Genomic DNA, 10,534 nt, shown 5'->3' on the forward strand with positions numbered 1-10,534 from the left:
AATGTGCCAACTAAATGAGACACATACAGTTGATTTTTTCTTTTGTGATAAGAGTGGAGTTTTTAGAGGTGCCCATATAATCTTGATGCCTTTGATTGGAACAAACCTAGAAAAACAAGGAAGAGAGCTCCTAAACCAAAGGTCAATAAACCATAGAATACAACATTATCCATTAGTTGAGGATTGGTAAAAACCTGAAGGGAATCAATCGGATACAAAAGACTTCCTATAGCTCCTCCAAAACTACCTGAAGTAAGCACATAGTAGCCTACTGGGTAAAAGATGAGAGAAAAACCAAGTGCCGCTGCAAAAAACTGATAAACTCCATGAGCAAGTCGACCATGCCCAACATTAAAGACAAATAAACCGATCGTTACTACTGCAATAAAGAGAAGACTTGTAAGAGGCTCTATAAAAAATGATAGGGCCAAGAAAATCCCCAGACGTAGAAATCCCTTGTCATGGTTAGGATTTGATAGATAAGCTGCTATGAACGAAAATCCTGCAAACAGGAATGGCAAAGCTAAAATAGTAGCGTAGCCTCCGCCAAAACCGAGACCAGATACCAAAATATAAAATATGGTTAGGAGTTGCTTGGCTTGTTCCCTTTGTCCCGTCAGATAGTCAGTTGAAGAAAAGAGGAAATAACCTCCTCCTAAGAGAGCTAGCCATTCTACCAAGGAAAAAAGGATGCCTCCTTGGGTAATATAAAGTAGCAAGTAATAAAGAAGACCGTGACTAGCATAATAGCTACTGTAGAGCTGTCCTCCCTGATGTAAAGCCCACCCTATATACAAATCCTGAGCCTGAGAAGGACTTACCATATCTAAAAGTAAAGGTATCACCACAGAAAAAACCGTTGCAATCGTACTTCCAATGATGAGTCTGAAAAACGGGAAAGCTACCTGTTCTTCTTTTTCTGCATGAAACTCAAGGTTCCTATCCAGTCTATTTTCTATTCCATCACTCTGTATCATTTCGGATACTTCTTCGATTCTGCCATATACAGCCATGTCGTTTCTCCTATTCAATTTATCTGTCTTAGTATATCAAAAAGACCTAAAATTGTCAGCTTGCGATGGCTGTTTGAGAGATTTTTTGCATAGTTTCACAAAGGTTTCAATTTCCCGAAATCGGTGTAAATGCGTCTGTTTAAATGACATGATATAATCCAATTCTTTCTGAGTCAGCATCGTTCCTCCTATATCTTCTTATTCGTAAAAGGCAAGAAAAATAGGACTGGTTTGTATCCTAAGTCCTAGATTTCTTATAAGATTGGGGCGAATAACTGGGCAATTTCCTTAATCAATTTCTGATACCAGCTATTTTTTATCGTATGAGGGAAAATTTCTTGAGATACTGAAAAAATCTCCTGAAAATCTTTTTGAATCTCTGTGATTGATGCCGTTTTATATAGCAAAACTGCATTTTCATAGTGGTGAAGCAAACTTCTATAATCTAAATTAATGGTTCCAACTGCAGCAAAGTCCTTATCCACTATGATTTGTTTACTGTGGATAAAGCCAGGACTATACTCAAAAATCCTGACTCCTGCTGATAAAAGATCTGGATAGGCCCCTCTTGTGATGAGTTGAATTAATTTTTTATCCGGAATGAAAGGTGTCACGATACGGACATCAACACCCCTCATGGCTGCATTTTTAATACTCTCTGTTAAATCATAGTCAATAATCAAATAGGGCGTTGTGATATAGACTGAATCAGTAGCCTGATTAATCAAACTTTGATAAACTTTTTTCCCTACTTGGGTACGGAAGATAGGCTTGGGTCCACTACCGTAAGGAATGCAGAGCCCTTGGCCAGAACAAGGCTGATTTTCCAAGTGATACTGGTCAAAATCGCTGATTTCCCCACGATTGATGTACCAAGTCATCAAAAAGAGACGGGTTAGAGCCTTGACACCAGGGCCATCTAAGCGAATCCCACTATCCTTCCAGTAGCCAAATCGTTCTACATGATTAATGTACTCATCGGCTAAGTTAATACCTCCTGTATAGGCTACCTGACCATCTATGACCAGAATTTTACGATGATCCCGATTGTTGTAAGCCACCGTCAAACGAGGAATCACCTTGTTAAACTTATGGGCTTCAATTCCTCGACTACGAAGCTGAACAGTATAGTCTCCAGGCAAAGTCGCCATACAGCCGATATCATCATAGAGCATCTTGACCTCTACACCCTGAGCTGCCTTTTGATCTAGTATATCTAGTATGCTATTCCACATTAGACCTTCTTCGACAATATAGTACTCTAGAAAGATAAACTTTTCAGCTTTCTTAAGATCTTCCAACATATATTGCCACATGCTTTCACCCGAAGAAAAGAATTGTGAATCTGTTCGATCATAGACATCGGCATTGCTATCCATACTTAGCAAAGATTTGATAACTCCGTAAGCCGCCTTATCATTTTCCTTCAATTTCTGGCGGAGAGCTTTACTGTTATCCTCCCGAAAATGCATAGAACCAAGTTTGTCCAACTGCTTGATTTCTTTTTTGGACAATCGCCTTTCACCAAACATCAGATAGAGCAAGGGACCAATGACAGGAACAAAAGTCACCACTAACCACATCACTTTACTATCAGGCGCCATTGAGCGATTGACAATCGCTACGATAGTCGCCATACTCATAAAGATTAAGAGAATAACCCACAGAATAGGAGCCATACGCCCTAAGTAAAGAAAGAGACCAAAAACAAGAGAAAGTTCAAGCAGCATAATCGAAAGACTAAAGCCATACTTGGACATTAATAATTGAAATTTTCTATATTTCATATCCCCTCCTTGATATTTTGATACTCAATGAAAAGCAAAGAGCAAACTAGGAAGCTAGCCGCAGGTTGCTCAAAACACTGTTTTGAGGTTGCAGATGGAAGCTGACGTGGTTTGAAGAGATTTTCGAAGAGTATGAATGCTAAAAACAGGTAATTGATACTAGTATAACTCAGGTATTCGATAGAAGGCAAGTATTTATAATCATTTTTCTGAGTAAAAGCAAAAGAGACTGACAAAACCAGTCTCCTTCTAGTCTATTTTGATAAAACAATGCGATCAGACGCTTCTCTATCCATATCGTCAATAATCATCTGATTGCCATTGATTGCATAAATCTTGGCATCATCACCAATAATCATGCGTTGATTAGCAGCGTCGAAGCTAACCTGCTTGATTTCTTGTTCCCCGTCAGTTTCTACCTGTGTCCAAGTACCCGTTGTACCAGTTACCACTAAAGTGATACGGTCTCCTTCATCCTGACCAGTATAAGTCCCATCAATATTAGTTGGTTGAGTCTCAGGCGCATTTTGTGAAGAACTTGTTGCTGCCTGATTTGAATTTTCTGCCGAAGATGAAGCAGCAGGTTGTGATTGCTGAGTTTGTTGAGTTTGCGATTGAGCTACTGGTTGTTGAACTTGTTGAGCTCTCTGTGAACAAGCTACTAAGAGACTAAGACTTGCTAGAGAAGCAAGAGAAAGTGTGAATGTTTTTAATTTCATGATGAATTTCCTTTCTGCTACCAATTTAGAGAATGTTCCTTCTAACTGGCAGTTCCCCTAGTATAACAAGTTCAAAAAAGGAGGTCAATTTATCTGCTCGTGGGCCAGTATGTGGCTCCGTACTTCTGAGATAAAATAGAGAGAGCCTGTAACGAACAACAAATCCTGGGTATCGGCTCTTTCTTCGAAACTGCTGATAAATTCGCGATAAGAAGGAATTATATCGTAACCTGTTACATCTGTCTCATCCAAAGAACCTTGATAGTCAAAGCCGGTCACCTTGAGTTCCACCTGAGGCAAATTTTCAGTCAGATAACCCAACATACCTTGATAATCCTTACGTTTCAAAGCTCCAAAAAGGATTTTAGGACGATAACCTTCCTGCTCTTTTCCTTTGATAAATTCAACCAAGCGAGTCAAAGCAGGGAGGTTATGGGCACCGTCCAAGTATATCTGAGGACGAATACGCTCCAAACGTCCAGCCCAATGGGTCTGTTCCAAGGCCTGTCTTATAGCCTGCTCATCAACATCTTCCTTTTCTTCCCTCATAAAGAGAAGAAAAGTTTGTAGCGCCAAGGCCGCATTTTCCTGCTGATAAGCTCCTTCCAAGCCTATTTTCAACTGTGAAAGATTAGCCAAAGAGCTTGAAAAATCACCATTCAGCATTGAAAAATCTTGGTCTGCCTGATAAAGGTCAACAGCTAAAGATTCGGCTTTTTTCTGACATACAAGCCTAGCTTCTGAAGGCAATTTCGCAATCACTGCCTTCTTACCAGCCTTGAAAATACCAGCTTTTTGCTCTGCGATTGCTTCTAGACTATCGCCCAAAGTATCCTGATGGTCAAGCCCAATGGAGGTGATGACAGCAATCTCTCCAGTTACCACATTGGTCGTGTCAAGTAAGCCACCAATTCCCACTTCTAGTAAAACCAAATCCACCTCTTGCTCTCTAAAATAGAGGAAAGCAATCAAGGTCAGCAATTCAAAAAAGGACAACTGGTCATGAGTTTGCAAAAGCGTCTTTTCCATCTCCTTGACCTGCTCAGCTAAACGGATAAAGTCTGCGTCTGCTATAGGTTGTTCATTAATGCAAATTCGGTCATTGATAGAGACGATATGAGGGGAGGTAAAGGTCGCAACTTTTTTGCCATGCCCCATAAATAATTCCCTCATGAAAGCAATGGTAGAACCTTTTCCATTAGTTCCTGTTACGTGGATAATAGGATAAGACTTCTCGGGATTCCCCAACAAATCCACCGCTTGCTGCATTCGGCTCAAGCCTGATCGAAAATTCAAACCAATCCGACTATGAAGCCATTCTTCTACTTCAAACATACACATCTCCTTGACAAAAGTTCAATCAATTACCTAGCAAAATTCCATAGATAACAAAAAATGAGGTCAGGATTTTCGTCCCGACCTCTTACCTGGTTAGCTAATAACTAGCTCCTATGAATGTTAATCTGGGGTAAAACGTCCCCCAGACTTACCAGTTCTTTCTTATTTAAAGGAACTGGGGTAAAAATATCCCCCGAACTTACTGACGGTTTTTATTTTTAGCGTCAGGCTAAAAACGTCCCCCGGACTTACCAGCTCTTTTTTATTTCAAAGAGCCGGGCTAAAAACATCCACTGGATGTTTTTACTCCTCCATAAAGCTGTTGAAGACTTCTTCAATCATGTTCCATTCGTCTTCTGAGTCTTCTGGAATTGGTTGCAATTCGCCTTCTGTTCCATCTTCGTTTTCGATGAATGAGTAAGCTTGGATTTCAACTTGTCCGTCTTCGTCTTCTTCTGCGTTAACTGGTACTAGGAGAACATAGTTTTTACCAAATTCTTCTTTTCCGTCAATCGTCAAAAGGATTTCAAACAAGGTTTCATTTCCTTGCTCATCTACTAGTGTAATTAGTTCACGTTCTTCGTGGTCGTGGTTATGATCGTGTGACATAGCCTCTCCTTTGTATTAAAATTTTCTATCTAAATAATTTTGTAAAATCAGCTGAGCTGCTAACTTATCAATGACTTTCTTGCGCTTGTTACGACTAATATCTGCTTGTTCAATCAACATGCGCTCTGCGGCAACTGTTGTCAAGCGTTCATCTTGATAGTCTACTGGTAAACCAAAAAGCTCTTCCAGCTTTGCTCCGTAGGCTTGACTAGCTTCCACGCGCGGTCCACTTGTATTGTTCATGTTTTTAGGCAAGCCCACTACAAATCGTTCCACCTTGTAAGCTTCAACCAACTCCTGAACACGGTCAAAACCAAATTGACCGTGCTCCTCATTGATTTGGATGATTTCAAGCCCTTGAGCTGTAAAACCGAGCGGATCGCTAATGGCCACCCCTACCGTTTTTGAACCGACGTCCAATCCCATAATTCTCATAGGTTATAGATCGACTCCTTGTCCTTTAAGGTAGTAGCGGACCAATTCCTCAACGATTTCATCACGCTCATACTTACGGATTTGATTTCGTGCATTATTATAACGAGGAACGTAGGCAGGGTCTCCACTCAATACGTAACCTACGATTTGGTTAATCGGGTTGTAGCCCTTATCGTTCAACGAAGCATAAACATCAGTCAGAGTTTCGCTAATTTCTTTTTTATTGGAATCGTCCAATTTAAAACGTACTGTTTCTTCAGTAAATCCCATTCTAACACCCTCTTTCCTTAGAATAGTACCATTATAGCATAATTCCTTACGTTCTACAATTCAGGCAGTCTATTTATTTGGATTTTCTACTGTTCTGTCGCGCCATTTGCCAATCTGTCTGAAATATATTTGCTTGGTTCATTCTTCAAGAGATTTTCTAAACCAATATTCTTCAAATATTCTAACTGAGAAGCCTTCTTGACATCCAGAACTTGAAAGTCAAAACTAGTCGTTGTTTGAAGTTCGGTTGCGCTCAATAGTTTGGTTTCAAGCTTAAATCCTGCTAATTTACGAGCTTCTATAATAGCCTCATCCTTCTCCTCTGCCTCGAGAAGAGCTTTTTGAGTTTCTTCCACTCCATGTTGGTCGATATAAGTCTTCAACTCATCAGAAACTGGACGTTTTTGTTGAATCGTTAAGCTCAAAAAAGTCTTGTCCTTGTATGTAATGGTTTGGGTTTGCTGGCTACCATCATCTGACTTGGGCAAGACCAAAGTCTTGGTCACAACTGTATTCTTCTCAGCATTCTCAATAACTGGCAATGCCGACTGAAGCGTATCCTTTTCTGTTTTTGTAGCTGTTCCAGTTTCTTTTTTCTGTCCGCAACCAACCAGGACAAAAAGGAAAGCTAGACTAACAAGAACTATTTTTTTCATTTCTTTCTTCTTTCTTTTTGAAATTAAAATAAGACTGGGAGTTGCTCCCAGCCTTGATGTTTATAGAGCTGCACGCAAACGTGCTTCTGCATTTTCTACATTACGGACAGAGCGTGGTAGGAAGGCACGAATATCGTCTTCCTTATAGCCAACTTGCAGGCGTTTTTCATCTACAAGGATTGGGCTCTTTAAAATTCTCGGTGTTTCCATAATCAGATTGAGAACTTCATTGACACTCAAATCTTCAATATCCACTCCAAGGGCTTTGGCATAGCGATTTTTAGAGGAAACGATACTGGCTATTCCGTTATCTGTTTTGGTTAGAATATCCAGTAATTCTTCTCTCGTAATTCCTTCTTTACCAAGGTTTTGTTCTTTATAACTTAACTGGTGGGCATTGAGCCAGGTTTTTGCTTTTTTACAGCTAGTACAACTTGAGACTGTATAAATTTTAATCATGTACCTACCCCTTTCGCTACATGTTACTATCAGTTTAGTCTATTATACCATAAAAAACATCCGACTTGCGACCTATTTTTAAATTTTTTTGACTTTTTTCGTCATTTTCGTACTTTTTTCTTGACAAAATGAAATTTACAGCCATTCTTTATATTTCTTGATATAGATTTTTTTCACAATTGTCACGCTAATCATATACAAAATAATGATGAAAATTAAAAAGATGAAATAAATCGATTTTAAAGGAGTTAGATGGAGAAGGCTAGCTAGTGGACTGTAGGGAAGGAAGGTCACAAAGGCTGCAGCCAATAAGGTTGTCACAAGAACGAGCCAAGCTGGACGACTTTGTAAAAAGGGAATTTTGGCTGAACGCAACATATGGATAACCATGGTCTGTGACCACATAGACTCGATAAACCAACCTGTCTGGAACAAGACAATAAATCCTACGGCCGACTCTGCCCCATGAACATAGGCATGACCTGTCGTCATGGGTACAATGATAAAATAGAGCAAAATAAAGGTCAAAATATCAAAGGCAGAAGAGATAGGCCCCATCCAAACCATGAAACGTGTGATAGACTTGGCTTCCCAGGTATGCGGATTTCTCAAAAAATCTTTATCCACCTTGTCAAAAGGCAAGGCAATACAAGATAAATCATAGACTAGATTTAGGATAATCAAATGGACTGGTGCCATTGGTAAAAAGGGTAAAAAGATTCCAGAGACCAATAGGGATAAGATATTTCCAAAATTAGAACTGACCGTCATCTTGATATATTTGGTCATATTGGCATAGACCTTACGACCTTCAACCAATCCTTTTTCAAGCACCATGAGATCCTTGTCAAGTAGGATAACATCAGCTGTTTCTTTGGCAATATCTACTGCTGTATCAACAGAAATCCCCACATCTGCAACTTTCATAGAAGGAGCATCATTGATTCCATCTCCCATATAGCCGACAGCATGACCATTAGCCTTAAATTGCAAAATAATCCTTGCTTTTTGGTCAGGAGAAAGTTTGGCAAAGACTGTCACCTCCTCTACGGCTTGAGCCAATTCTTGATCACTCATCTGGTCAATTTCAGACCCTAACAGCATCTGATTAATATCTAATCCAACCTTTTCACAGACTGCTTGGGTAACTTTTTCGTTGTCTCCCGTCAAAATCTTTGTTTGAACCCCATGTTCTAACAGAGCCTTAATTGCTGGTGCTGCAGATGGTTTAGGAGGATCTAGGAAGGCTAAATAACCAGTTAGAATCATATCCCCTTCGTCATCAACTGTATAGGCATGGCCTTCCCTCAAACCTGACTTATAGGCCACTCCCAAGACACGCAAACCTTGTTGATTTAGTTGTCTGACTTCTGCTAAAATTTCTTCTCTAATAACATCTGTCAAGGGAGTAATCACTCCTTGGTATTCCGCATAACTGGAAATCGTCAACATTTCCTCTAGGGCACCCTTGGTTACCAAACTAACAACTTCGTGTTCATCCTTAACGATAACACTCATCCGTCTACGTTCAAAATCAAAGGGAAGCTCATCTATTTTTTGAAAAGTTTGAGCCAGATTTTGCAAGAGGGCGTGTTCTTTTGCTTCCTTTTCAGTCCGTTTGATGATGGCTCTGTCCATCAAATTTTTCAAGCCCGTTTGAAAATAAGAATTGAGATAAGCTCGTCTCAAGACGGTCAAATCCAAATCTCCATGTATATCCAAAGGATATTCAAGAACAATTTCGTCTTGGGTAAGGGTTCCGGTTTTATCCGTACACAAGATATCAATCGCCCCTAAGTCCTGTATGGCATTGAGTTTCTTGATAACCACTTTTTCCTTGGCCATAATGATGGAGCCCTTTGCTAGACTGGCCGTGATAATCATAGGAAGCATCTCAGGTGTCAATCCAACACCAACACTCAAAGCAAATACGCCAGCTTCCAGCCAGTCACCATCTGTTAAACCATTGGACAAGAAAACGATGGGCACCATGACCAGCATCAAACGAATCAGGAGCCACGAAATACTATTCATCTCCCGTTCAAACGAAGTAGGCTCATCATAGGTGTTCAAAGTCTGCTCAATGGCCCCCATCATGGTATCATCACCAACTGCTAAAACCACGGCCTTGGCACTACCAGACAAGACATTGGTTCCCATAAAGGCGAGCGCTTCTGCCTCTAGCAGACTATCAGATTGTTGAACTGTTGCCTTGGTCAAGGCCAATTTTTCAACCGATTCACTTTCACCTGTCAAGCCCGACTGTTGTACAAAGAAATCGCGCGACTCAAATAAAAGAAGATCTGCTGGAATCATGTCTCCAGCGCTTAATTTAACCACGTCACCCACTACCAAATCATCGATAGGTACTTCTTGGATTTCTCCTTGACGAATGACAGTCGCTGTGTTGACAATCATTTTTGATAGATTAGTCGCAGCCTTATCACTACGGAGTTCTTGGACAAAGCGTATGCCACCAGAAATGAGGACTAGGACAATGATGATAATGGAAGTTGTCGGATCTTCTTGACCTGGTTTTGCCAACCAGACATTGGTCACCAAGGAAATCACGGCGATGACCAGTAAGATGATCGTAAAAGGATTGATAATGGATTCGTAAATTTTTTTGAGGATACTGTCTTCTTGACCCTTTGTGATGGTATTTTCACCATATAGGTCACGATTTTTCTCCACCTGCTCCCCAGTCAAGCCTGTTAGACTTGTCTTATAAAAAGATAGAGTTTCGTTTAAAGATGTATGAATAGCTGTTGCTAATCTTTCTTTTGTAGTTTTCATTGGTTTCTCCTATCTGTATGAATGATGTGTTTCATACACAGAGACCAATCACTTTATAAGGGCAGAACGACACAAATCAGCGATTGGCTGTGTATGTGCGGTTCCGGATGATCGTCAATTTGCATCGTCTATCTCCTTTCTTTGATTTAAACAGTAGAAAATCCCACCATAAAATGGCAGGATTAAAAAACTGATTATCTGTTTTTCGTTCAAGCTTTAACTCCATAGGGCAATGTAATGAGCTTAGTCTTGGCCTTCGCGACCAGGACTGTTGACCAACGAGTAGTGTCTCCACTGCTTTGCGGTAGTCATCCGTATCCCTATGGTAGCCTCACCTACCGTTTTCGTTTTTCAGTATAAACCTTTAAAATTTAAAAGGGCACCTCTAAAAACTCCACTCTTATCACAAAAGAAAAAATCAACTGTATGTGTCTCATTTAGTTGGCACATTC

General features: G+C 40.2%; 10 protein-coding genes and 1 riboswitch. All 10 genes read right to left on the reverse strand.

What is annotated here, in order from left to right; genetic code table 11:
* Positions 1-62: 62 nt before the first annotated feature.
* Complete coding sequence (locus K1I71_RS09030) at positions 63-1,013, reverse strand: hypothetical protein (RefSeq protein ID WP_223330797.1); 951 nt, start codon at positions 1,011-1,013, stop codon at positions 63-65.
* A 254-nt stretch (positions 1,014-1,267) separates the two neighbouring features.
* Positions 1,268-2,800, reverse strand: coding sequence for a cardiolipin synthase (gene cls / locus K1I71_RS09035; protein ID WP_223330798.1), 1,533 nt, complete (start codon positions 2,798-2,800; stop codon positions 1,268-1,270).
* A gap of 254 nt (positions 2,801-3,054) precedes the next feature.
* The gene (locus K1I71_RS09040) at positions 3,055-3,519 is read right to left on the reverse strand and encodes an SP_0198 family lipoprotein (RefSeq protein WP_049487397.1); all 465 of its coding nucleotides are present in this window, start codon (positions 3,517-3,519) and stop codon (positions 3,055-3,057) included.
* Between the two features lie 84 nt (positions 3,520-3,603).
* Positions 3,604-4,854 (reverse strand): folylpolyglutamate synthase/dihydrofolate synthase family protein, encoded by a 1,251-nt coding sequence (locus K1I71_RS09045; protein ID WP_049487396.1) that lies wholly within the window; start codon positions 4,852-4,854, stop codon positions 3,604-3,606.
* Between the two features lie 306 nt (positions 4,855-5,160).
* Complete coding sequence (locus K1I71_RS09050; RefSeq protein WP_000017620.1) at positions 5,161-5,466, reverse strand: DUF1292 domain-containing protein; 306 nt, start codon at positions 5,464-5,466, stop codon at positions 5,161-5,163.
* 15 nt (positions 5,467-5,481) lie between these two features.
* A complete protein-coding gene (gene ruvX, locus K1I71_RS09055; protein ID WP_223330799.1) occupies positions 5,482-5,901 on the reverse strand; it encodes a Holliday junction resolvase RuvX in 420 nt (139 codons plus the stop codon).
* A 3-nt stretch (positions 5,902-5,904) separates the two neighbouring features.
* A complete protein-coding gene (locus K1I71_RS09060; RefSeq protein WP_000507059.1) occupies positions 5,905-6,171 on the reverse strand; it encodes an IreB family regulatory phosphoprotein in 267 nt (88 codons plus the stop codon).
* A gap of 86 nt (positions 6,172-6,257) precedes the next feature.
* Positions 6,258-6,827, reverse strand: a complete 570-nt coding sequence (locus tag K1I71_RS09065; RefSeq protein ID WP_000725153.1) for an SP0191 family lipoprotein — start codon at positions 6,825-6,827, stop codon at positions 6,258-6,260.
* Between the two features lie 60 nt (positions 6,828-6,887).
* Positions 6,888-7,286, reverse strand: coding sequence for a transcriptional regulator Spx (spx, locus tag K1I71_RS09070; protein ID WP_000591165.1), 399 nt, complete (start codon positions 7,284-7,286; stop codon positions 6,888-6,890).
* Positions 7,287-7,421: 135 nt separating this feature from the next.
* On the reverse strand, positions 7,422-10,082 hold the full coding sequence (gene mgtA, locus K1I71_RS09075) for a magnesium-translocating P-type ATPase (protein WP_223330800.1): 2,661 nt from the start codon (positions 10,080-10,082) through the stop codon (positions 7,422-7,424).
* A 194-nt stretch (positions 10,083-10,276) separates the two neighbouring features.
* A riboswitch (M-box (ykoK) riboswitch) is annotated at positions 10,277-10,427 on the reverse strand.
* Positions 10,428-10,534: the final 107 nt, after the last annotated feature.

Origin of the sequence: Streptococcus mitis (genome assembly GCF_019929545.1) — a bacterium.
Classification (GTDB): domain Bacteria; phylum Bacillota; class Bacilli; order Lactobacillales; family Streptococcaceae; genus Streptococcus; species Streptococcus mitis_BU.